Annotated in this window: 19 protein-coding genes; 9 read left to right on the top strand and 10 right to left on the bottom strand. The window is 48.0% G+C overall.

Going from position 1 to position 21874, the window contains the following annotated elements; genetic code table 11:
- Positions 1-81: 81 nt before the first annotated feature.
- On the bottom strand, positions 82-3951 hold the full coding sequence (locus H6F50_RS05115) for a PAS domain-containing protein (RefSeq protein ID WP_190427020.1): 3870 nt from the start codon (positions 3949-3951) through the stop codon (positions 82-84).
- 178 nt (positions 3952-4129) lie between these two features.
- On the opposite strand from H6F50_RS05115, the gene H6F50_RS05110 reads away from it, so the two are divergent.
- A complete protein-coding gene (locus tag H6F50_RS05110) occupies positions 4130-4816 on the top strand; it encodes a ComF family protein (RefSeq protein WP_190427005.1) in 687 nt (228 codons plus the stop codon).
- A gap of 107 nt (positions 4817-4923) precedes the next feature.
- Here H6F50_RS05110 and H6F50_RS05105 read toward each other — a convergent pair whose 3' ends face one another.
- Positions 4924-5292 carry an EamA family transporter gene (locus tag H6F50_RS05105; RefSeq protein ID WP_190427002.1) on the bottom strand — a complete coding sequence of 123 codons (369 nt, stop codon included), beginning with the start codon at positions 5290-5292 and terminating at the stop codon, positions 4924-4926.
- 116 nt (positions 5293-5408) lie between these two features.
- On the opposite strand from H6F50_RS05105, the gene H6F50_RS05100 reads away from it, so the two are divergent.
- Together H6F50_RS05100 and obgE are read left to right on the top strand one after the other, a co-directional pair.
- Entirely contained in the window at positions 5409-6095 is a 687-nt protein-coding gene (locus tag H6F50_RS05100) for a Mo-dependent nitrogenase C-terminal domain-containing protein (RefSeq protein ID WP_190426999.1), read from the top strand.
- 107 nt (positions 6096-6202) lie between these two features.
- Positions 6203-7222 (top strand): GTPase ObgE, encoded by a 1020-nt coding sequence (gene obgE / locus H6F50_RS05095; RefSeq protein WP_190414133.1) that lies wholly within the window; start codon positions 6203-6205, stop codon positions 7220-7222.
- 210 nt (positions 7223-7432) lie between these two features.
- On the opposite strand, the gene H6F50_RS05090 is transcribed toward obgE, so the two are convergent.
- The 4 genes from H6F50_RS05090 to H6F50_RS05075 all read right to left on the bottom strand — a co-directional run bounded on the left by H6F50_RS05090 (position 7433) and on the right by H6F50_RS05075 (position 11708).
- Positions 7433-8227: a class I SAM-dependent methyltransferase gene (locus H6F50_RS05090; RefSeq protein ID WP_190426996.1), complete on the bottom strand. Its 795-nt coding sequence runs from the start codon at positions 8225-8227 to the stop codon at positions 7433-7435.
- Positions 8228-8319: 92 nt separating this feature from the next.
- Complete coding sequence (locus H6F50_RS05085; protein WP_190426993.1) at positions 8320-9930, bottom strand: 2-isopropylmalate synthase; 1611 nt, start codon at positions 9928-9930, stop codon at positions 8320-8322.
- A gap of 95 nt (positions 9931-10025) precedes the next feature.
- Positions 10026-10547, bottom strand: coding sequence for an NYN domain-containing protein (locus H6F50_RS05080; RefSeq protein ID WP_190414139.1), 522 nt, complete (start codon positions 10545-10547; stop codon positions 10026-10028).
- A 318-nt stretch (positions 10548-10865) separates the two neighbouring features.
- Entirely contained in the window at positions 10866-11708 is an 843-nt protein-coding gene (locus H6F50_RS05075; protein ID WP_190426990.1) for a sulfurtransferase, read from the bottom strand.
- A gap of 596 nt (positions 11709-12304) precedes the next feature.
- Here H6F50_RS05075 and H6F50_RS05070 point away from each other — a divergent pair.
- From H6F50_RS05070 to H6F50_RS05055, 4 genes are all read left to right on the top strand, one after another.
- On the top strand, positions 12305-13192 hold the full coding sequence (locus H6F50_RS05070) for an MnmC family methyltransferase (protein WP_190426987.1): 888 nt from the start codon (positions 12305-12307) through the stop codon (positions 13190-13192).
- Positions 13193-13603: 411 nt separating this feature from the next.
- Positions 13604-14599, top strand: coding sequence for a two-component system response regulator (locus H6F50_RS05065; protein ID WP_347277137.1), 996 nt, complete (start codon positions 13604-13606; stop codon positions 14597-14599).
- Positions 14600-14750: 151 nt separating this feature from the next.
- On the top strand, positions 14751-16130 hold the full coding sequence (gene glmU / locus H6F50_RS05060) for a bifunctional UDP-N-acetylglucosamine diphosphorylase/glucosamine-1-phosphate N-acetyltransferase GlmU (protein WP_190426984.1): 1380 nt from the start codon (positions 14751-14753) through the stop codon (positions 16128-16130).
- A 6-nt stretch (positions 16131-16136) separates the two neighbouring features.
- Positions 16137-16466 carry a YnfA family protein gene (locus H6F50_RS05055; RefSeq protein WP_190414703.1) on the top strand — a complete coding sequence of 110 codons (330 nt, stop codon included), beginning with the start codon at positions 16137-16139 and terminating at the stop codon, positions 16464-16466.
- 52 nt (positions 16467-16518) lie between these two features.
- Here the strand turns inward: H6F50_RS05055 and H6F50_RS05050 are convergent, their stop codons facing one another.
- Both H6F50_RS05050 and H6F50_RS05045 read right to left on the bottom strand, forming a co-directional pair.
- Positions 16519-17478, bottom strand: coding sequence for an isoaspartyl peptidase/L-asparaginase (locus H6F50_RS05050; RefSeq protein ID WP_190414704.1), 960 nt, complete (start codon positions 17476-17478; stop codon positions 16519-16521).
- Between the two features lie 107 nt (positions 17479-17585).
- Positions 17586-17747, bottom strand: coding sequence for a DUF2256 domain-containing protein (locus tag H6F50_RS05045; protein WP_190414705.1), 162 nt, complete (start codon positions 17745-17747; stop codon positions 17586-17588).
- 113 nt (positions 17748-17860) lie between these two features.
- Between H6F50_RS05045 and H6F50_RS05040 the strand changes: the two genes are divergently transcribed.
- Both H6F50_RS05040 and H6F50_RS05035 read left to right on the top strand, forming a co-directional pair.
- Positions 17861-18694: an RNA methyltransferase gene (locus tag H6F50_RS05040; protein ID WP_190426981.1), complete on the top strand. Its 834-nt coding sequence runs from the start codon at positions 17861-17863 to the stop codon at positions 18692-18694.
- A gap of 199 nt (positions 18695-18893) precedes the next feature.
- Positions 18894-20705 carry a serine hydrolase gene (locus H6F50_RS05035; protein WP_347277135.1) on the top strand — a complete coding sequence of 604 codons (1812 nt, stop codon included), beginning with the start codon at positions 18894-18896 and terminating at the stop codon, positions 20703-20705.
- A 263-nt stretch (positions 20706-20968) separates the two neighbouring features.
- Here the strand turns inward: H6F50_RS05035 and H6F50_RS27845 are convergent, their stop codons facing one another.
- A complete protein-coding gene (locus H6F50_RS27845; RefSeq protein WP_347277136.1) occupies positions 20969-21115 on the bottom strand; it encodes a Ycf66 family protein in 147 nt (48 codons plus the stop codon).
- 186 nt (positions 21116-21301) lie between these two features.
- Entirely contained in the window at positions 21302-21433 is a 132-nt protein-coding gene (locus H6F50_RS26915) for a Ycf66 family protein (protein ID WP_242028904.1), read from the bottom strand.
- Positions 21434-21874: the final 441 nt, after the last annotated feature.

Here is a 21874-nt window from a genome sequence, read left to right as displayed (position 1 = left end):
TGATACTATTTTGAGGGTTAAATCCCGACTTTGGGGATCGCGCCGCTCTCGTTCTTTCAGCCAATTGAGCAAGCAGTGCGTCTAGCGAATAAGCTTAGCGATCGCTTCTGCTAACAGGGATGGCTCAACTGGCTTAGCGATGTGTCCATCGAAACCCGCAGCGCTCGCTCGCTCGGTATCTGCCGAACTTGCATAGGCGGTGAGTGTGAGTGCTGGCAGCCGCCTCACTCGTTCTGCCGAATGGTTCCTAACTTTGGCAATTAGCGAATAGCCATCCTCCAAGGGCATTCCGATGTCGCTGACAAGGACATCCGGCTGAAACTGTTCGAGTGCTTCTAAGGCATCGAGAACGGATGCCACAGCAAGTATCTTTCCTCCATACTGTTCCAAGGCTGTGGAAAGAAATTCTCGTGCGTCTGCTTCATCATCTACAACCAGTATCCGCACTCCACTCAGAATGTTCAGGACAGGAGGAGTGAGGGAAGAGGAGGGAAGAGGACTGAGGGCTGAGGACTGAGGACTGAGAGAAGAGGAGGGAAGAGGGCTGAGGGCTGAGGGCTGAGGGTTGAGGGTTGAGGAGTAAGAGTAATTTTGGGTTTTCTCATTTGCTTGTTCTAGGTCAATCTGCACTTCCTGCCGCTGCGCTAACAGTCCTGAAGTTTTTAGTCCTACCTGTGTCCTTTCTAAGAGGGGCAACCGCACTGTAAAGGTCGCTCCGAGTCCTTCTCCTGGACTCGTCACCTCAACGGTGCCGCCATGCAGTTCCACCAGTTGGCGGACGATGGCTAACCCTAGCCCCAAACCCGCTTGCGATCGCGTCGTTGTACTATCCGCTTGCCGAAAGCGCTCGAAGACGTAGGGCAGAAAGTCAGGACTGATGCCCAATCCGGTGTCGCTGATTTCAATTTGGGCGTGGTTGGGAATGGGGAATGGGTTCGATGGGTTGCTATTCCCGATTCCCGATGACTCATTCCCCTTAACCGTTGACAACTTTACCGTGACTCGTCCGCCTTCCGGTGTGAACTTAATGGCATTGGAAAGCAGATTCCAGACGATTTGCTGCAAGCGTTCTGCATCACCCATCACAACGCCAATATCAGGAGCGAGCATTGATTCTAGAGCGATCGCTTTGGCTTCGCAGGAAGGTAAGACGGTATTGATGGATGACTCAATTACCGATATCAGGTCAACTGGACGAATATTCAGGCGGATTTGCCCGCGAATTAGGCGCGAGACATCTAATAAATCCTCAATCAGTTTTACCTGTGATTTGGCGTTGCGCTCAATCGTCTCTAGCGCCCGCGCGGTGGTGGTTTCATTGAGTTTCCGCGTCCGGAGCATCGTCGCCCAACCCAGCATCGCGTTTAAAGGCGTCCGCAGTTCGTGGGAGACGATTGCCAAAAATTCGTCTTTGATCCGGCTTGCTCTCTCTAATTCTTCTGCCTGTTGCCGCAGAGTCGCTTCTAACTGCTTGGCGCGAGTGATGTCCTCGGCAATGCCAACAATGCGGTAAACCTCTCCCCGATCGTTTTGGATCGGAAAAGCGCGATCGCGTATCCAGCGCTCCTCGCCGTCGGGTCGGGCAATCCGATACTCTTGATCGTACTTTTCGTAGCTCTGCTTTTTCGCCGCAGCGATTACCCGCTCTCGATCTTCTGGATGGATGGAATTCACCCAGGATGAAGGGTCTTCGTAAAGGCTTACGGTCGTGCGACCCCAGATTTTTTCATAGGCGGGACTGACATAGAGTAACTGTTTCGGAGCGTCCGAACGAATCCAGAACACTTCATCGATGTTTTCTGCCAGCTGACGGAACCGCTTTTCACTTTCTTTGAGTGCTTCCTCTGCACGCTTGCGTTGGGTGCGGTCGAGGACAAAAGCAACGCAACTATCGGGAGATTCTTCCAACCGAGCCAACCCGACGAGAACTGGAACGCGGCTGCCATCTTTACGAACGTATTCTTTTTCCCAAGGCGTACACGTGCCGGAGTTCAGCATTTCTTGGTTTTTGTGCCGATCCAAATCGTCGAATTCCTCCGGGGTCATGATATCCCAACGCACTTTGCCCGTTTGCAGCTCTTGGCGGGTGTAGCCAAGCAGATTCAAAAAGGCGTCGTTGGTATCGGTGACATTGCCGTTAAAGTCGGCGAAGACGACCCCGATGATATTGGATTCCACCAGACGCCGAAATCGGGCTTCGCTTTGCCGCTTTGCCTCTTCGGTGCAGTGACGCTCAATGGCGATGCCTGCCAGATTGGTCGATATCTCAACCAGTTTCTGGTCGTGCAAACTAGGCTGTTGCGGCTTGCGGTAATACATCGCAAAAGTGCCTAAGATATCTCCATTCGTGGCAAAAATCGGGACTGACCAACACGCTTGGAATCCATGAGACAAAGGCAAATCTTTGTATTCTGCCCACAGGAAATCGTTGGCAATATCCGACACAACTACTGGTTCGCGCCGATAAACCGCCGTACCGCAACTGCAAGCTACAGCACCGATGGGAATCCCGTCAGGGACTGCTTGAAAGTAGCTGTCTGGAATGCTGGGTGCTGCACCGCGATAGAGTTTTTGCTTTTCTTTGTTCATCAGCAGAATCGAACACAGAGCGCCATCCGACTGTTGTTCGATCAACCGGGCGAGAACATCCAGCACGGAGGGGAGGGCGGCACCTTTGGCAATCATTTCCAAGACCGTGTTTTGCGTCGCTAACAAAGCTTGGTTTGAAGAGCGCTGAGTGATGTCGAAAAAGGTGACAACAGCAGCGACGAGTTTGCCGGCGCGATCGCATACCGGAGAGGAGCTGACGTGCATTGTGCCCCGCGTATCATCCCCCCGCAAAAATTGAATTTCTTCATCAATGACGACTTCGCCGGTGCTGATGGAACGTGCCAAAGGCCATTCCTGCGGCTGATAAGGTCGCCCGTCGGCGTGGAAGCCTTGGTACTCGCGGTACTCCTCAATATCCCTAGATTGCCGAAAAGGATGACGCCAAATCCGATCCACCTGCTCGTTGCCGAGGATCAGCTTCCCAGAGGGAGCTTCCGCAACGATCGCGCCGACTGGTAGCTGCCGCAGCACCGCTTCTAGGAGGGCGCGTTCGGTTTCCAATTGCGAATGAGCGCGATCGCATTCGTCTTGAGCAATTCGGCTTTCGCTGATGTCTAAAGTACAGCCAACTACGCGCACTGCACGCCCATTAGCATCTCGCACGATAAGCCCTCTATCCCAAACATATAGATACCGATCGTTTTTGTGGCGAATCCGATATTCGACGGTAAAACTACTACTGGCGGCGATCTTGCTGTTTATTTCCTCGTGTACCCGCTGTCGGTCATCCGGATGAATCCGCTCCATCCACCACTGAACAGTTGTTTGGGCTTCTTCAATTTGATAGCCTAGAACCTCACTCAGCCCCTGTGTCCTTTCTATCGTGTTCTGAGTCAGATCCAATTCGTAGATAATCCCATTAATTGCCGCAGCCGCCAGCTCAAAGCGCTCGTTTGCCCTCCTCAGCTTTTCCTCGACCTGTTTGCGTTCGCCCAGTTGCTGATTCAGAATGTCGTTAGTCGCCTCTAGCCTCAAAGCTTGTTCTGCGCGGCGCTTTAGAAACCCGACCATCAACACCAGAGCTGGTGTGGTGAAGGCTAGTACGAGCAAGTGACGGGCATTTTCGTCTGTGTACTCAAACAAATGTCCGGGGTTGGAAAAGAAGCCAAGGGCATACACCAGCGAAATCGCTGCGCTAATCAACCCAGCCCAAAAACTGCCGCTGAAGGTAGCATAAACAACCGTGGTGAGGGAAATCGGGCCTGGGTTGGGGATGGCAAATTTTGTCTGAGACAGCACCTCAATGGCGACAAGCGTCACCACTGTTAGGATGGGGCCAATGACCTGCGACCCGAAGCTCGTGTTCGACGACTTTTTTCTGACATGATTAGAGTCAGCCATTATTCTGGAACTTCAGCTAATTTTTTGGTGTAATTCGGTGTGAAAGTTTAAAAAAACTCTGATTCTTAAAGTTAAATTCATTAATTTTGTAAAAGATTAAGCTAGACGTTACTTGCGCGATCGCTTACAAACCTACTTGTATTTTAAAGAAATCTCCCCAAAGGAGGAGGTACTCAAAATGGGGCATTGGAGCCAGACTGTAAAAGGTTTGCTAAATCTATTTCTGAAGTCCAACTGCCCACTCTGCCAGCGCCCGACTTCTCAAGAATTTTGCGAAGACTGTCAGCGGCAACTGCAACGCTGTCAGATGTCCAATCCTAACCAATTTTGGCAAGGGCAACTACCCGTGTTTGCTTGGGGGGGATATGGAGGGGCAATGAAGAGAGCGATCGCTGCCCTAAAATATGAAAACCATCCCCAACTGGCTCGTCCGTTGGGTCATTGGCTTGCTCAAGCATGGCTGAATTCTCCGGTATCCGCTCAGATCAAATTAACCGTAGTGCCCATCCCCATGCACCCCTCCAAAGTGAGTCAGCGAGGCTACAATCAGGCAGATTTACTGGCTCAAAGCTTTTGCGATTATACCGGCTACCCCATGCGATCGCTGGGTTTGGAACGGGTACGGGCGACAGAGGCTCAGTTTAGCTTATCTGGCACCGAGCGAGAAAAAAACTTAGCTGGCGCTTTCTCCCTTGGAAAAGAATTTCTTCGTAGCCGTCCATCTACGCCAGTCCTGTTATTAGATGACATTTACACCACGGGAGCAACCGCTCAATCTGCGGCTCAAACACTCGCACAACATGGCATCCGAGTATATGGTTTAGTTGCAGTCGCGACTCCTAAAAGGGTGAAGGATGATGGTTGATACAATCCAATTAGCAATTACTAATGACACCCGGTGTGCAACTTTCTGTATTTTCGCCCAATCAATAGGGGTTAAGAAAAAGTGGCGCAGGGCGTAATGCACGAAATTTAATTTTTCCAAATCACCAACACCACGCCGCTGATAATCAGACCCAAACCCACCACGCGGCTCAAAGGAATCGCTTCTCGGAAAATAAAATAACCCAGCAGCACAGAGAATACATAAGTCAGACTTACCGCAGGGCCAGCGATGCTGAGATTCACCCGCGTCAGTAGCAAAATATAAACAAAAGCCCCTAAACCATAGCAAGCCAGACCCGCTAGAAGTTCTGGTGTACCGAGAATGCTTAAAAGATGACCGATCCAATTAGCTGCATTGACTCTGCCTAACTTCAAAGCTCCAGCTTTGAGCAAAAATTGCCCTGCAACGCTCGCTAGGATCGAAATCAGGAATAACCCAAATTCTGGTGAATTCACAGAAATATCAATAAAGTGAGGAGATCCGTCTCTAAGTTTACAGCCATCCGAGGCTGAGCCAGAGCTAGAATCGACTCAAAGGGATCGCAACGTAAATTCAAGCAAATCAGAGTGTTATGACGAGCGTACTTCAGTCTCCCTATACCAGCGAGCAAATGGCGGTTTGGATACGCGGCTTGCTAATGGTTGCTTGGGCAGACGGCAATTTTGACGCCGAAGAACAGAAATTAATTTCATCGCTGACTCAGAACCAAGTAGCGCCCACAATGGATTTGGGATCGCTCGAACCGATTACTGCCGATGAATTAGCAGCGGCTTTTAAGCAAGATGCCAGAAGCGCAGAAGATTTCCTGCGTACCGCTGTGATGGTGGCAGTCGCAGATGGCGTTTATTCCTCCAGCGAGGATGAATTGCTATTCCAGTTTTGTGAGGCATTAGGACAGCAGCCGAAAGCGCTTTCATTGCTGCGGCAAACGCTGATTCCTACCTCAGAAAGCGAGATTTCCGCTGACTCGGACAAAGGAGCAGCGGCTCGGATTCGGCAGCGGGATGTGCTGCGCCCAGTACGGGTATGGCTAGATGGGCTAGAAATTCACGATCCGCGATTGGCGAGATTCTTGTGCAAAATGATTCCTGCCCAGTGCCCGTTTGAGCGCGATGTCAAGCTATTTGGTCACAAAATTGTCCACATTCCACCGCTGTGTAAGCTCAATCCCATCTACGAGCAGTTAGTGGGTTTGCGCTTTCGCGCTTTATCCTATTTGGCGGATGATTGTGGTGAAGATGTGTCACCGTATTGTTAATGGAAGACTGGCTAATGGCTAATGGTTCATGATTCATGGTTCATGGTTCATGGCATCCCGGAGCAAACGATCAATCAGTAACAATTAGCAATTAGCAAAGGAAATTTATGCAATTTATCGATCAGGTAGAAGTTGAAGTGGAGGCGGGGAAAGGGGGCGATGGAATTGTCGCTTTCCGACGGGAAAAATATGTGCCGGCTGGGGGGCCATCCGGGGGGAATGGCGGTCGCGGTGGTTCGCTGATTCTAGAGGTGGTTGAGAATTTGCAAACCTTGCTGGACTTCAAGTATACCCATCGTTTCAAGGCTGAAGACGGTTCGCGCGGAGGGCCAAATAATCGCACGGGTGCCGCGGGACGCGATCGCGTGATTCATGTTCCCCGTGGCACGATGGTTTATGATGCCGAAACGGATGAGTTGCTGAGCGATTTGGTTGAGACCGGGCAAACTTTTTGTGTGGCGAAGGGTGGCAAGGGAGGTTTGGGAAATCAGCACTTTTTGAGCAACCGCAATCGAGCGCCGGATTATGCTTTAGACGGGTTGCCGGGGGAAAAACGGCAGCTGCGTTTGGAATTGAAGCTCTTAGCTGAGGTGGGGATTATTGGTTTACCCAATGCCGGTAAGTCTACGCTGATTTCGGCGATTTCAGCGGCACGACCGAAGGTAGCAGATTATCCTTTTACAACGTTGGTGCCGAATCTGGGGGTGGTACGCAAACCCAGCGGTGACGGCACCGTATTTGCTGATATTCCAGGTTTAATTGAGGGTGCCCATATGGGTGCCGGGTTGGGACACGACTTTTTGCGTCATATCGAGCGTACCCGATTACTGCTGCACTTGATTGATGGGACTAGCGAAGATCCCATTGTTGCGTATCAAACGATACAGCAGGAGTTGCACTCTTACGGTCGGGGGCTAGCAAATCGTCCGCAGATTGTGGCGCTGAACAAGGTGGATGCGATCGATCCCGATCGTGATGTGGAAGCGATCGCGCAACAGCTTCGTCAGTTAAGTCATGCACCCGTATTCCTGATTTCAGGGGTTGCTGGCATTGGGCTAGATCAAATGTTGCACGAAGTTTGGCAGACCCTCGCTCAACTGGATGAACTAGCCACCATTAATCATTAATAACTAAAAATTAAAAATGCAAGAATTTATCTTTCATTTTTAATTTTTACTTGTGACTTTTGCTGGGGATTAGTCCTAATAACGCTTACAAATTACTGAATTATTAGCTTCGTTTGAGGTTAGAAACCTAACCAGTGTGAGTTTTTTCTCAAAATAAGCTAACAATTTTTAGTAATTAATCTCATCCTCCGCTTACTTGAGAAATACAAATTATTTCGTTGCGACTACAGCAAGATTCCAGGCAAAACGCTTCATTAAAGGAATCTTTTTCAAAACGCCATCCATCTTCTCTAACCGTTGATAATTGGGTGCCAATCTTTCATGTTCAATAATAATTTTCTTCCAGTAACGTTCCTTATTCGGATCGATTTTTTCAATTAAATAGAAGCGTAGAAAAATCCACAGCGTTGCCAACCAAAACGTATCGTAAGACGTTTCTGAAAACTGGGATTTTACAAAATTGACAATATTAATATCCAGCGGCGTTTCATCTTCAGTCCGCACTTTCGTCGCAATCCGGCGGTACACATTAATGACTGGATTGTGTTTCAGAGGGTCCCAAAAACAAGCTTTTCCACCCGGTTTAAGCACCCGGTGCATTTCCCGAATGGCGAGTTTCGGATTGGGTAAATGGTGCAACAAATTCGAGGCGTAGACAATATCAAAACTATTATCGGGGCAATCGAGCGCGATCGCATTCATGGTTCGCCCCTCAATCTCGACGCCGTTTTTCTCTGCCAGTTGTAGGGCGACTTCCACCATGCCGGGAGAGTAGTCAGATGCCACGCACAGCGCCCCTTTTTTGGCAAAGTAAACGCTATTTTCCCCAGCACCACACCCTAAATCGAGAAGCTTTTTGCCTCTGATATCTCCCAGTCGTCTGAGGATGAAACGATTTTCAGGGGAAGTACAAGCTTCAAAATAATCTTTAACTTTGATTCCATCTACATCAATGGTGGATGCCCATTGATCGTGGAATTTTTTCTCTTTGTCAAAAATATCCATAATTAAGAATTAAACGCAAAGGTTCGCAAAGGTAAACGCAAAGGTACGCAAAGGATTTTCTCACTTTGCGTACCTCTATGGCTGTTTGCGGTTTATACTTTTTGGGAGATTACTGCCGATCGCGTCTCTTCTTTTTCTAGGGCAACATACAAGCGATTCAGGGCGTTGACATAGGCTTGGGCGGAGGCGACGATGATATCGGTGTTGGCAGCATGACCGGAAAATACTCGATCTTGGTGCCGTAGGCGAATCGTGACTTCTCCGATAGCGTCAATTCCAGCCGTTACCGATTGAACGGAAAATTCAATCAGTTGGTTGGGGACGTTGACGACGCGGTTGATTGCCTTGTAAACGGCATCTACGGGTCCCGTCCCGATGGCGGCGTCGGTGAGTTCTTCGCCTGCGGGAGTGCGAAGGGTAACGGTTGCGGTGGGCTGAGAGTTGCTGCCGCAAGAGACTTGCACCAATTCTAAGCGGAAAAGTTCTGGGGCTTGTTGGATTTCATCGTTAGCGATCGCTTCCAAATCCCAATCGGTGATTTCTTTCTTTTTATCCGCCAAGTCTTTGAACTTCAGAAAGGCTTTATTTAACTCACTTTCTGATAGTTCAAATCCCAATTCTTTCAGTCGAGCGCTGAAGGCATGGCGACCGGAATGTTTGCCCAGTACAATCTGATTATCGGTCAAGCCGATAGATTGGGCATCCATTATTTCGTAAGTGAGCTTGTTTTTCAGTACCCCATCTTGGTGAATGCCAGACTCGTGTGCAAAAGCATTTGCGCCCACAATTGCTTTATTCGGCTGCACCAACATCCCTGTTAAGTTGGAAACTAACCGAGATGTTTTGTAAATTTGCTTTGTGTCAATATTCGTGAGGGGTTCTTCTGACTCCTCTGGGCGTCCTAAAAATGGATTGTAATACTGACGCCGAACATGGAGTGCCATCACCAATTCTTCCAGCGATGCATTCCCCGCTCTTTCGCCAATGCCGTTAATGGTGCATTCTAGCTGTCGTGCGCCATTTTTCACGGCTTCCAAGAAGTTCGCCACCGCCAAGCCTAAGTCATTATGACCGTGTACGGAAATAATTGCTTGGTCAATATTCGGCACATTCTCTTTAATTCCCTTAATTAAGTCACCAAACTCGCTGGGAGTCATGTAACCAACGGTATCGGGAATATTGACAGTTTTGGCACCCGCCGCAATTGTCCGCTCTAGCACTTGGTAGAGGAACTCTGGATCGGAGCGAGCGGCATCCATTGGGGAGAATTCTACATCGTCCATGAAGGATTTAGCGTAGGCGACCATTTCTTCTGCGATCGCTAACACTTCAGCCCTTGTCTTTCTTAGCTGATATTCTAAGTGAATATCAGATGTCGAAATAAAGGTGTGAATCCTACCTTTTACCGCCGGTTTTAGCGCTTCTGCCGCGGCTTCAATATCTGCTTTGATCGCTCTTGCCAAACTACAGATAACCGGGCCATCTTCTGTCCCGACTGTCTTGGCAATTTTCTGAACTGCCTCGAAATCTCCTGGGCTAGCATAAGCGAACCCCGCTTCAATCACATCCACGCCCAAACGAGCCAATTGTCGCGCGATACTCAGCTTTTCGTCTACATTCAGAGTTGCGCCGGGGCACTGTTCCCCATCTCGAAGGGTCGTATCGAAAATAATAATCCGGTCTTGGCTAGGTTCAACGTTCATAGGTCAAAAAAACACATCCTTCAAGTTTGATTCATTCGCCGTTAGTCATTAGTTCTTGCTAATTAGTTATAGCCAAAAAAACTAAGGTTTGAAGACTAATATTCAGTTTTTTCAATAAATTCCCGAATTTCATTCAGGTCTATGTAGCGGTCTGTAGCGTTTCTTAGCTCTCTCGCTATCATTCCTTCTGTGGAAACTACTGTAATATGCGTATTTTTAGAACGTAACAGTTCGATGGCTCTTTCAAAATCGCCATCTCCACTGAATAAAACTACTCGATCGTACTGTTCTACTGTATTAAACATATCAACAACAATTTCAATATCTAAGTTCGCCTTTTGCGAATAGCGACCGGAAGTGTCATCGTAATATTCTTTAAGAATTTTTGTACGGACGGTGTATCCCAAACTAATTAGTGCGTCTCGAAATCCTCGCTGATCCTGCGGATCTTTTAGCCCGGTGTACCAGAAGGCGTTGATGAGATTTGTATCGGGCTGTTCCTTTCTAAAGTATTCCAATACTCGCCTAGGATCGAAAAACCAACCATTTTTTTGTTGAGCGTAGAACATATTGTTCCCGTCTACAAAAATAGAAAGACGGTTCATTAAGAAAGCCATAGAAACTAAAACCTAAAATTTGTAGAAAAGAATTTTAGTGGAATGATTTATTCTAGCAATTTGTTACGAATAATTATTCATAAGTACTTTAGTGCAATCCCTATTCTTTTTTATCTTTCCGGATCTCCCCAAAACCTGCTGGCATTCAGGAGGTTTTTAGGGCAAAATCGGCGATTAAAGTCGAAAAAGGGGAACAGCACCGATAAAGTCAAACATAACTTCTTCTTTAAACTCTACCTTAGTTGAGGACTCTATTACTGTCCTAGTGGACACTATCGTATAGTTAGGGCAAGTACTTAAGCACTGCCTTTATAGTATTTACAGGTAAGAACACCAATCACTCCAACTACCAGCATATAGCTTGCCCGTATGAACTCCCGCTATTTCTAAAGACAACAGATTTACGCAGGCGGTAACGCCAGAACCACAGTAGACTAAAACCTCCTCAGCTTGCTCTAAGCCTACCCATCGTGCGCGTTGTTCCGTCATCGGTCGTAGGTAAGATTGACTACTCGATACTTCCTGCCAAGGATAGTTTACGGCTCCGGGGATATGACCGGCAATTGGATCAATGGGTTCTTGTTCGCCAGAAAAGCGATCGCCTTCCCGCGAATCTACCAATACCACTCCTGGCAAGTCTTTTCTAGCTTTGACGGTTTCAATATCTACTACCCAGTCTTGTCGCACCTGAGGCACAAACTTGCCTTTGTGTGGCGTTGGAAGAACGTCTGTAACCGGATATTCCTCTGCCTGCCATCCCGAAAAGCCGCCATCTAACAAAGCCACGCGATCGTGCCCTAGGTAGCGCAACAGCCACCAGAGACGTGCAGCAAAGGCAAATCGGGAATCATCATAGGCAACAACCAAGGTTTCCTGAAAATTTACCCCAATGGCTGCTAACTTCTTGGCTAATTCATCGGGATTGGGCAATGGATGCCTTCCCCCGTGCTGTCCGACGGGTGCAGAAAGGTCTTTGTTGAGATCCAGGTAGTGGGCACCGGGAATGTGACTGGTGAGATACTGCTGGTGTCCCAATTCCGGATTGGCAAGGGAAAAGCGACAATCCACAACGATAACTTGCGAAAGCTCTGGAGTCGCTGCGCTAAGGTTCAGGTGTTCGGAAAGCCACTGGGCGGAAACGACAAAAGGGGTATCGGTCATTGACTTGACTGTTTGCAATCAAAACAGTGTACAAGTCTTCAGGGAGCGATCGCATCTGTGTTGCCAAGGCAATAGTGGAGAAGCTATCGCGTTTCTGTTTAGAATTCAACTCCAAGTATCCATGCGACTCACTTACAATTTATAGAGTTAGCTGAGTGTTAGAACCAATAAAATAGATAGCAAGACACGAAATTATCGCTAAGCTGTAAAGGTTACATTTTGACCAAAACTAAACCAGTTTCACCAAATAAACTGCAACCCGTTGGTAATGCATTTAATCAGCGGTATGATAAACTTTTGATTTGCTTATTAGAAAGATTTCACGAGCGGTTTTCAAGAATAAATGACCGAAAATTTCTCACTTTAGAGCTTCCATAGAGCAGCATCTTGGTAATCAGGGCTTCATGTTATCTCGTATTAAAGAGGCTGAAGTGATTGATGCATTATGTAAAAAGTGGGTTCAGGAGTGGGCAAGCGTAGCCGAAGTCGTGCAGTTTGCCTAAGAGTCACTCGTCATCTGGAAAAATTAAATTTAGTTTCAACTGAGCTTAAGCAGTTTTTGCAGTGCTTTATTAACCTGCCTTCCTCTCTAAAAAATGCAAGACATGGGCATCTTCACACCTCAACTCACCGCTGATGGCTCATTCACCTTCTTTTCAGAAGAGTTTGGCGAAACTTTTCATAGTCAGCAGGGTGCGAAGAAGGAAGCCGAACTTAAGTTTGTCGAACCGACTCAACTTAGGCAGAAAGCACAGCAACCAACATTACATTTGTTGGATATTTGTTATGGTCTGGGCTACAACACCGCGGCGGCTTTGGAAACGATTTGGGAAGTGAATCCAAATTGCCGAGTGGAGTGGGTGGGGCTGGAACTAGATGCATCGGTACCAAAAGCAGCGATCGCGCACCATCTCTTGAACCACTGGAACCCAGAAAACGCTCAAATTTTCCACCAGCTAGCCACTTCTGGCAAAGTTCAGACCGAACGCCTGAATGCTCAGCTAATCGTGGGAGATGCCAGAGCCACAATTCAGCAGATATACCACTCAAACTTCCGGGCAGATGCGATTTTTCTCGATCCTTTTTCACCCCCCCGATGTCCGCAATTGTGGACGGTGGAATTCTTAAGCTGGGTTGCCAAGTGCTTAAAACCCGATGGGAGGCTTGCCACTTATTCTTGTGCGGCGGCGGTGCGGGCTGCTTTAATCGCCGCTGGGTTACAAATTGGTGCGACATTCCCTGTGGGAAGGCGATCGCCTGGAACGGTCGCTAGTTTTACAAACCTAGATATAGCGGCGCTTTCAGTACAAGAACAAGAGCATTTGCACACCAAAGCTGCCATTCCCTACCGCGACCCTCATCTGTGCGAACCTGCTGATGCGATTTTGCAGCGTCGTCAAATCGATCAACAAGCCAGTGCTTTAGAGCCAACCTCTCATTGGAAAAAGCGTTGGTTATTTCAATCTCAGCTCAGAATTCAATAGCTCTACAAGCAAGTGCTTTAGAACAAACCTCTGCTTGCAAACAGTGCGGGTTATTACAGTCCGCGATCGGGATTGAATGCGATCGCCGCAATGGTCTAGGTCTCAAACTGCGGTGTATAATCGTAGCATTCTTTGCAATCGCTCAAGTGAAAGATTATTAACTTTTAAGAACTGTCTGACCGAACCCGGACAGCTAAAGAATCTCTGAATTTTGTAGGTTATCAGAAGATTAAATCGATGCCTGATGCCAGAAGACGGAAGCTGCAATCAAGATGTCTGCTAAGTGCTGTTAATATCCGTGAAAAACCCGATTCCACGGTTAAGCTATTCGCTCATACTAAAAACAAATTTATGTTATAAATCATGCTCAATTTATCAACGGCTGCTTCTTCTCAAACAAGGTTGTCTTCAGTGAGCTTTCTAGGTTCGGAGTTGCCCAAAATTCTGGTGGTTGACGATCATCCCTCCAGTCGGATGACGGCGGTAGCACTGCTATCGGTGGAAGGCTACGAAGTTTTGGAGGCAGAAAGTGGGCCAGATGCATTGAAGCGTGTAGTCGAGTGCAACCCAGATTTAATTCTGCTGGATGTAATGATGCCGGGGATGGATGGGTTTGAGGTATGTCGGAAGTTAAAACAAGACGAACAAACCCGCCTGATCCCGGTCGTTTTTATCACGGCGCTAAATGATAGGCGATCGCGCATTCTGGGCATTGAAGCAGGTGGAGATGATTTTCTGACCAAACCCTTCGATCGCTTAGAACTCTCTGCCAGAGTCCGGTCTCTCGTCCAGCAAAAGCGTTTGAATGAAGACCTGGATCACGCCGAACAAGTCCTGTTCTCGATCGCCCGTAGTGTTGAAAGCCGCGATCCGGCGACAGGCGATCACTGCGAACGGCTGGTGGAAATGGGTAAAGCTTTTGGTGAATTTCTGAATCTTTCTCGCAACGAAGTTCGGGATTTGATGTGGGGCGGTTATCTCCATGACATCGGTAAAGTGGGCATTCCCGACGCCGTGCTGCTCAAAACAGGGAAACTCAACGACGAAGAATGGGTAATTATGAAGCAGCACGTCCTGATTGGTGAGAAAATTTGTCAGCCGCTGCGAACCATGCGGGGCGTCATTCCAATTATTCGCAATCACCACGAACGCTGGGATGGAACGGGTTATCCCGATGGTTTAGCTAATGAGGAGATTCCTTTTTTGGCGCAGGTTTTTCAAATTATTGATATTTACGATGCCCTGACAAGCGAACGTCCCTACAAACGCGCGTTTACATCAGCACAAGCCTTAGAAATTTTTGCAGAAGAAACGGCAAAAGGTTGGAGAAATCCTCAATTAGTAGAGAAGTTTACTGAGTTTATTCAATCAGCTCGCGTTGCTGAGGCGATGCCAGAAGCCGTGTAGGGGCAGATCGCATTGACTCAAAAATTTAGTCGGATGCTGGCGTCGGCTGACTGAGCCAATGTTTCACCCGGAAAGAACCACGAACGCTCTTTCATGGTTCATGCTTCATCCTTTATTCTTTTAGCTGGTCTGATAACGCGAAAAGCTGAATATGGTAGCAGTAGCAATTCTTGCAGCGGGACGTGGGACGCGGATGAAATCGGATCTGCCCAAGGTCCTACATTCCTTGGGAGGGCGATCGCTCGTCGAACGGGTTCTCCATAGTTTGTCTGAAGTCGAACCATCGCGGTGCCTCGTCATCGTTGGGTATCAAGGCGATCGCATCAAAGATGCCTTGGTAGAAGTCATCGATCGATTGCCCCCACTTCCCAATCTGGAGTTTGTTGAACAAACCCAGCAGTTGGGCACGGGTCATGCCGTCCAGCAATTACTCCCCCATCTGGAAGGCTTCACCGGCGATTTGCTGGTTTTAAATGGGGATGTCCCTTTGTTGCGATCGCAAACGCTCAAAAATCTGCTGCAAACTCACCAAGAGCATCAGAACGCCGCCACCCTCCTTACCGCCCAAATGCCAAACCCCAAAGGCTATGGGCGGGTTTTTTGTAATGGTCAAAATCTGGTCAAAGAGATTGTAGAAGACCGGGACTGCTCGCCTGCTCAAAAGCAAAATCGCCGGATTAACGCAGGAGTTTACTGCTTCAATTGGCCTCAACTGGAAAAAGTATTGCCGCAACTGGTACCGAACAATGACCAGCAGGAATACTATCTAACCGATGCGGTTAAATTCATGGAGCCGGTGATGGCTGTGGATGTGGAGGATTACCAGGAAATTCTGGGAATTAACGACCGCAAACAACTGAGTAATGCTTACGAAATTTTACAAGAGCGAGTCAAGGATGCCTGGATGGCGGCGGGTGTGACTCTCGTGAGTCCAGACACGATTACCATTGATGACACGGTAGAGTTGCAACCGGATGTAGCGATCGAACCGCAAACTCATCTGCGGGGAAATACCACGATCGCATCTGGGAGTCGCATTGGCCCTGGTAGCTTGATTGAAAATAGCCAGATTGGGGAAAATGTGACGGTGGTTTATTCTGTGGTGACTGACAGTGTGGTTAAAAAGGGCACCCGGATTGGCCCCTACGCTCATTTGCGCGGTCATGTAGAAGTCGGGGAATCTTGCCGCATCGGAAATTTTGTGGAACTGAAAAATAGCACCTTGGGCGATCGCACCAATGCGGCCCACCTGTCCTATTTAGGCGATGCCACTTTAGGAAATAAAGTGAACATCGGGGCGGGGACAATTACTGCTAATTATGACGGCGTGAAGAAGCATCGTACCAAAATCGGCGATCGCACGAAAACCGGCTCCAACAGCGTTCTGGTTGCGCCAGTGACACTGGGAGAAGACGTAACCGTTGCCGCCGGGTCTGTGGTCACGAAAGACGTTCTAGATGATTCTTTGGTAATTGCCCGTGCCCGTCAAGTCGTCAGAAAAGGCTGGCGCTTAAAACCCCAGCAGGAGTAAATCAAGATGCCAATTATCAAGTCTGTATTCTATTTCGTCTTAGCCGGGTTATGCGAAATAGGTGGAGGATATCTGATATGGCTTTGGCTGCGGGAAAATAAGAGTATTTGGTTTGCTTTCTTAGGAGCGATCGCAATGATTCTCTACGGAATCATTGCGACGCTGCAACCTGCCAATTTTGCGAGAGTTTATGCAGCTTATGGAGGTGTCTTCATCGTTCTTTCTATTCTTTGGGGATGGCAGGTAGATAAGATAGCTCCAGACAAATTTGACTTGTTAGGAGGTTGGATTGCTCTGCTTGGCACGCTGGTCGTTATGTATGCGCCTAGGGGTTAATATTTTTACACCCTAACTGCAAGCAGGCTGCAACCTGCCACCCTACTTGCACTTAAGAAATGAAGCCGGATAGGGTGTCACCCGTCCATTCCAAGGTATCGCCCATCTGTTCGCCAGTGTGAAAAGCAGCGAGGAGGACTTCGCTCGTTTTCCCAAATGCGATCGCTCCGGTTGCATCAATCCCAATCGCCCCAAAATCCCGCTGACGCCCACGCGCTTCGGTAAAGGAGCGCTCGAAGGCATCTGCAAGAGACAAACCATCCGTCACCCGCACCACAATCCGCGCTGCCAGACATTCATCAATAATGTCTTCTCCAATCCCCGTACAGCTAATTGCCGCTTGAGCGGTGGCGTAGTTCCCCGCAGGCATTGCGGAATCGCTGACTCGACCAATCCGCTCGAAACCTTTGCCTCCCGTCGAAGTGCCTGCGGCTAAATTTCCCTGACCGTCCAAAACCACGACTCCAATCGTGCCGCGTCCAGCCTCTGGGTCATCCACCAGCTCTTTTTCCGCTACCACCCCAGCGGCTTCTTTAATAAAATTCTCGCTCCGCTCTTGCAGCCACTCTTGCAAGCGAATCTCGATCATCGGATTGTAAATCGGAACCTGCAATTCCCGCACGAGTTCTGCCGACCCGTAATCTGATAGCACGCGGTCGGGTGAAGCTTGTAAAGCTTGGGCCAGATCGATGGGATGTTGAATGCGGGATACATTAATCACGCCACTCAAGCGCTGAAATGCCCCATCCATCAGGGAGGCACTCATGCGAATTTGACCATCTGATTGCAGTACCGAACCTGTTCCCGCATTAAAGCGGGGATCGTCCTCCATCAAGTGGCAACCATGTACCACTGCTGCTTGGGCAGTTGCTCCTGCCAAAAGCAGGGTATAAACTTCTTCCACGACTTTGTAGAGTGATTTGCGGACTGCGTCAGCCCCCTCTTGACTTTTGAGGGCGCTACCGGCACCACCGTGAATAATCACCTTGGGTTGCACCTGATTGAGTGACATATTTCAATCCTTTGTAATTTTTAATAAATACCAAGACTCAGCCTTGATTTCAGATTTTAGATTTGTGATGTTTTCAATCCAGTATCGAAAATCTAAAAATTGGGCTTTTACGCGGACTCATTGGCTTGGTTGCGGCGGCGGCGACAGCGCTCCGAACAGTATTTCACATCATCCCAACAATCAGCCCATTTTTTGCGCCAGGTAAAGGGACGCTGACATACCGGGCAAATTTTGCTGGGTAAGTCGGACTTGGATCGAACGCGCTTCATGTTAATTTGACGGTACATTACCAATATTCAATTTTACGAAATAGATCGGAAGTCAGGTAATTATGTCCGCCCATAGAGAGATGCGCTTTTAGACTATTTTATTCTTTTTACTTATGGATGAGACTAGATTAGCTAAGGTGCGGATTGTATTGGTAGAGCCAGCAGGCCCGCTGAACGTAGGTTCTGTGGCTCGCGCGATGAAAAATATGGGGTTGCGGCAGTTGGTACTGGTGAATCCGCAATGCGATCGCCTCTCGAAAGAAGCAACGGATATGGCAGTTCATGCCATAGACGTCCTGGAATCGGCTCAGGTAGTCGCGACGATCCCAGAGGCATTACAAGGGTGCGTGAAAGCGATCGCCACCACTACCCGCTCCCGAACGTTAGACACGCCGCTAGAAAATCCCAGAATCGCTTTACCTTGGTTGCTGGAAGAACCGCTGCCATCAGCCTTGCTCTTTGGCCCAGAAGATCGCGGGTTAAGTAATCTGGAATTAAACTATGCTCAGCGATTTGTACGCATTACCACGAATCCGGAGTATCCTTCATTAAATCTGGCTCAAGCAGTTGGGATTTGTTGTTACGAGCTTTACCAAAATTGGTCAGCACTCAGCAGTCAGTCGCAAACTACTGACAATCAACAGTACGGGCATGGCAGTACCGTGCCTCTCCCAACTGAAAACCCACAACTGACCATTGACCCTGTCTCATTAGAAGTTTTGGAGGGGTATTATCAACAGATGGAAGCCGTGTTATTAAAAATGGGTTATCTCTATCCCCACACCGCCGGCAGCCGTATGGAAAAATTCCGGCGTCTGTTCAATCGAGCCAATCCCAGCAAAGCAGAAGTGGCAATGCTCCGAGGCATTTTCAGCCAGATGGACTGGGCGCTACAATTTTTGCCACATTCTGTTGCTAATGAACCAGAACAGCAAGACGCACCATAAAATAAGCAAAAGTTGCTAGGAACGTTAACGTTAACGCTCTTTTGTCCGTTAGCGGTGTTGCGATACGCAAAAGCATTCGTTCCCTGATGCAAGTGATAGACCCTGGAAAAGTAAAGCCAAGGCTTAGCCGGTACAGTGGTTAGTCACTCTTTTTAACAGCTAACAATTAACAATAACCATAGTGGTGGAGGAGTTAGGAGTGACTCAGCAGTCTGAAACTCAGTCAGTTGTGTCAGCGGTATCAGGAGGAAGTACGTTTAAAGATAATGGGCAAAGCCCAAATAGTTCATCCTCACCGAACCAACACAATCGTTCTGACATCCGCGAACGTCGGCGGGAGCAACAAAAAAGACAACCCGCGTCGCGGAATCGACGCGACGCACTCAAAACGACACCCTTGAGCGTGAGCCGTGAAGTGGCTGCGACGCCGCGAGGAAAGAATCAAAGTTCAGCAAGGATGGGTTTCGGTTTGAAAAATGCGCCCCTAGACACAGAACAAAAAAAATCTTCCCCGTCCCTCCGTACTCGAAACTCCTCCCGCGCCAGTCTGTCACTGCGACAGGTGCAGTCAAATTCTGCTCCCAATCGTTCCTTAAGATCCACCACGCCAATGAGGAAATCACTCTCGCGATTCGCTTCCGATGTGAATCAGGGAAGGCAAGGGATAGAAGCACCTGCACCCCAAACAAGCCGCCGCGATCGCTCGCGTCAAGGCGGTTCAATCCCCAATCAAAGTCTGCGCGAGGCAGTGCGCCCTTACCCCGTCCCGTCACAGGGGAATGTGAGGCGCTTCCAGAAACGCCCTCCTGCCCAGCCAGCTCAGCCCACAGGCACGCATAAGAGCGGGGGAACTTTACCTCAGCGCCGGACGCGATCGCCCGGACGCCCGGTTTCTCCCTGGCTGTACGGTGCCCGTCTGCTCATCTTGGGAGTGGGAATTGGTGCGATCGCGGGAACTGTTTTATCTGCTTGGGACCCGGCAACCCGCCAGCTAGCAGGCGCTGCTAACAAGGATTCCGCCCTCCATCAGCAGTCAGCCGTCGGGGCGATTGGTCAAGCGCCGGGACAAAAATCACCAGCTCAAGCTGACACGGCGATGGGTACGGCGGTGGGTACTTCCGTTCTGACGCTGAATCAAGAAATCCCAGCGCTGAAAGCACACGTACAGGCGCTGGTGACGCAAAATTCCAAATTAAATCCAGGCGTCTTTTTAGTAGAGTTGGAGACGGGTGCCTATCTCGACTTTTCGGGTAGCGAAATCTTCCCAGCTGCTAGCACCATTAAAGTGCCAATTCTCGTCGCCTTTTTCCAAGATGTGGATGCTGGAAAAATTCGTCTGGATGAACCGTTAACGTTAGAGAAAAATCTGATGGGTTCTGGTTCCGGCGATTTGCAGTACAAAAAGCCAGGGACAAAGTACACCGCCCTAGAGGTGGCAACTAAGATGATTGCGATTAGTGACAACACCGCTACCAATATGCTGATTCAGCGTTTGGGCGGTGCTGAGGCGCTGAATCAGCGGTTCCAATCTTGGGGATTGACGTCAACTGTTATCCACAACGCCCTACCGGACTTGGAAGGAACGAACACTACGAGTCCTAAAGAGTTGGCGACGGTGATGGCAATGGTCAATCAAGGCAATGTGGTCTCGGTGCCATCGCGCGATCGCATCTTGCATATCATGCAACAAACGGTAACAGATTCGTTGCTGCCACGGGGACTGGGGAAAGGCGCTAACATCGCCCACAAAACCGGCGATATCGGCTCCTTGATCGCAGACGTTGGCTTGATTGATATGCCCACTGGCAAGCGCTACATTGCTGCTGTGATGGTGCAACGCCCCCACAATGACGCTAAGGCCTCAGAGTTGATTCGCCAGATATCTCGTACCGCTTATCAACACTTCAACCAACCGGCGACACCACCCAGTTCGACGGAAGCGCCTTCAGGCATCTCTAGCCCAATTCCCAAGCCGATTACGGCGGGAAATCCTACCAGTTTTATTAATTAGCTGAAGTTAGGCAGATTGGTAAAAATAAACTGAATTTGTTGGGAATAGTAATGGGTAATTGATCGCCGGGAATTTTCAACAGTTAGCATTACTTGCAACTGACCACAAATAGGAGGGTAGCCCACCGAACTGTGCTACCCTCCAACTCTTATTACCTTTTTTACATGAAAAACGTAGTTATGTTTAATTAGGTTTATTAGGGGGAGATAAAAGAGCGATCGCTCTGAAGAATTACCACTCTTTCACCGGACACTCTTCTTAATTTATCTACGTCGCTCTATCCGCTCAAGTACAATATCTTTCAGTATCATATAAAGGATTAATAAAAATAAAAGAAATTGCCCAAATTGTAAAACTGGATCTAAACGCCAACCTTGCAAAAATAAAATTATCCCGGAAATTAGCAGCAAACTTCTTATAATTGCAGATACAAATTTATCTAATTTTAAAACTGAGGCACTCAAGTTATTTCTTCATGCGGATGCTGCACCTTTAATTAAACTTAGATAGGTTATAGCCAGAATAATATATATTATCCCTAAAATCGATGCTGAATTTAAACCAAAATTTATCATTTCATTAACTCCTTTCTAATTTTAAATAAAATCACTATAAATATCTTTGATAATTATGCAAATAATGACCCCTGTTAAAAGAAATTGTACAAACTGAAGGATTGGGTCTAAACGCCAACCTTGAGAAAATAAAATAAAGCCACACGAGAACATTATTACTGGTAAAAATACGATTTGAATAACATAAACAATTAGGGACAAAACACTCGTTTGTCTTGAACGTTTAATTATTAAAATAATAGCTATTATCGGATAAATTCAACCGATAATCCAATACATTAAACCAAGTAACGAGGCTAAATTTAAACCGTAGTTAACCATTAAGCGCACTCCTTTTTAAGAAAAAGCTAAAATAAACTACGTCAGATTTTCCTAAAACTTAATATATCTTATTGCTAAGAGCAGACACTAGAAGCAATCCGATTTGAGCTGTAGATGCTAGCCCTTCAGATCCCCGACTTCGAGAAAGAAGTCGGGGATCTCTTATTCACGAATCATTTAGGATTGCTATAGAAGCGATCGCATCTACATACGAATGATGAATAATTCCGAAACAAAATCCTGGGAAGAAGTCCGCATCGCCTTCAAAAAAAT

The organism is Coleofasciculus sp. FACHB-712 (genome assembly GCF_014695635.1).
In the GTDB taxonomy this organism is placed as follows: domain Bacteria; phylum Cyanobacteriota; class Cyanobacteriia; order Cyanobacteriales; family FACHB-T130; genus FACHB-T130.
Note: the sequence above shows the minus strand (reverse complement) of the source record. Positions and strands in the feature narration are given on the sequence as shown.

What these genes read in the sequence shown, in the direction of transcription:
- H6F50_RS05110 (WP_190427005.1), top strand. Translation starts at nt 4,130, where the DNA reads ATGGGGCATTGGAGCCAGACTGTAAAAGGTTTGCTAAATCTATTTCTG.
- H6F50_RS05045 (WP_190414705.1), bottom strand. Translation starts at nt 17,747, where the DNA reads ATGAAGCGCGTTCGATCCAAGTCCGACTTACCCAGCAAAATTTGCCCG.
- H6F50_RS05080 (WP_190414139.1), bottom strand. Translation starts at nt 10,547, where the DNA reads ATGGCTTTCTTAATGAACCGTCTTTCTATTTTTGTAGACGGGAACAAT.
- H6F50_RS05090 (WP_190426996.1), bottom strand. Translation starts at nt 8,227, where the DNA reads ATGGATATTTTTGACAAAGAGAAAAAATTCCACGATCAATGGGCATCC.
- H6F50_RS05055 (WP_190414703.1), top strand. Translation starts at nt 16,137, where the DNA reads ATGCCAATTATCAAGTCTGTATTCTATTTCGTCTTAGCCGGGTTATGC.
- obgE (WP_190414133.1), top strand. Translation starts at nt 6,203, where the DNA reads ATGCAATTTATCGATCAGGTAGAAGTTGAAGTGGAGGCGGGGAAAGGG.
- glmU (WP_190426984.1), top strand. Translation starts at nt 14,751, where the DNA reads ATGGTAGCAGTAGCAATTCTTGCAGCGGGACGTGGGACGCGGATGAAA.
- H6F50_RS05115 (WP_190427020.1), bottom strand. Translation starts at nt 3,951, where the DNA reads ATGGCTGACTCTAATCATGTCAGAAAAAAGTCGTCGAACACGAGCTTC.
- H6F50_RS05075 (WP_190426990.1), bottom strand. Translation starts at nt 11,708, where the DNA reads ATGACCGATACCCCTTTTGTCGTTTCCGCCCAGTGGCTTTCCGAACAC.
- H6F50_RS05100 (WP_190426999.1), top strand. Translation starts at nt 5,409, where the DNA reads ATGACGAGCGTACTTCAGTCTCCCTATACCAGCGAGCAAATGGCGGTT.
- H6F50_RS05040 (WP_190426981.1), top strand. Translation starts at nt 17,861, where the DNA reads ATGGATGAGACTAGATTAGCTAAGGTGCGGATTGTATTGGTAGAGCCA.
- H6F50_RS05050 (WP_190414704.1), bottom strand. Translation starts at nt 17,478, where the DNA reads ATGTCACTCAATCAGGTGCAACCCAAGGTGATTATTCACGGTGGTGCC.
- H6F50_RS26915 (WP_242028904.1), bottom strand. Translation starts at nt 21,433, where the DNA reads ATGTTCTCGTGTGGCTTTATTTTATTTTCTCAAGGTTGGCGTTTAGAC.
- H6F50_RS05070 (WP_190426987.1), top strand. Translation starts at nt 12,305, where the DNA reads ATGCAAGACATGGGCATCTTCACACCTCAACTCACCGCTGATGGCTCA.
- H6F50_RS05085 (WP_190426993.1), bottom strand. Translation starts at nt 9,930, where the DNA reads ATGAACGTTGAACCTAGCCAAGACCGGATTATTATTTTCGATACGACC.